The organism is Sutterella massiliensis (assembly GCF_016899755.1).
GTDB classification, from domain to species: domain Bacteria; phylum Pseudomonadota; class Gammaproteobacteria; order Burkholderiales; family Burkholderiaceae_F; genus Sutterella; species Sutterella massiliensis.
Genome location: NZ_JACJJC010000142.1, coordinates 1 through 868 on the forward strand (window position 1 = coordinate 1; position 868 = coordinate 868).

Here is an 868-nt window from a genome sequence, read left to right on the forward strand (position 1 = left end):
AGATGTGTATAAGAGACAGGCTGAGGACCGAGCTGCTGTGCGTCTTTTCCCATTAGTTTCGCAATTTTTCCTGTAGCGTAAGGACCTTCGCCAAGCGAAGCCATGACCATGCAATACTTCAATTCGGATTTTGTCAGTCGATCCAGACGGACACGGAAGAAGCCGTTATCAAGCATTTCTATGGCTTCCCGCCATGCATCCCGAACATCTTGTGCTGAAATTTCCGGTCCGGTTGCGATGTCCCAGGCACAAGCTGCCCAATGCTGCAGGAAGAATGGATAGCCTTTCGTTCCGGTTACGATGGCTTTCAGTGCGTCATCGGTAATCGACGCGCCGATTTCCCTGATTTCTTCGATTGGTTTTTGAATAGCTGCAGTCGCAGCATCGACATCAAGCGCCCCGATGTTGTAGAAACGGAAAAGTCTTTCCGCATAGGATTTGGCTTCACCGGCCAAACGAGCTAGTTGCGGCAAACCTGCACCCATGAGAACAACCGGTACGTTCGTTTGAGAAACGCGATGAAGGCTGACGAGTAGTGCTGACAGATCTTCCTCTGACAAGTATTGAACTTCATCGAGTGAAATAACCCAGCCTTTACCAGCAGCACGAGCTGCAAGTCCAATCGCTTCAAATAAATCTGGAAGATCGGTCTGAAGGTCGCCGCGATCCAGCGCATCCGGCGCCGGATCGATACCAATGTCAACGCCTCCGATTTCAATGTGAAACATAGAGGCAAAATTGCGAAGTGCAGTCAGCCCCTGGGAGGCAAGATCCTTGGCGCGCTCAAAATTCGATAAGGACCGAAAAATTTTCCGCATCTCGGGATAGAGCATTTTCGCCAGATTGGCGCGCTCGGGCGCCTCAAGAC

General features: G+C 50.9%; 1 protein-coding gene. It reads right to left on the minus strand.

Annotated elements, in window-relative coordinates; translation table 11 throughout:
• The coding region (locus H6A60_RS14530; RefSeq protein WP_205104869.1) for a DUF8462 domain-containing protein at window positions 1–868 on the minus strand (868 nt) is incomplete at both ends.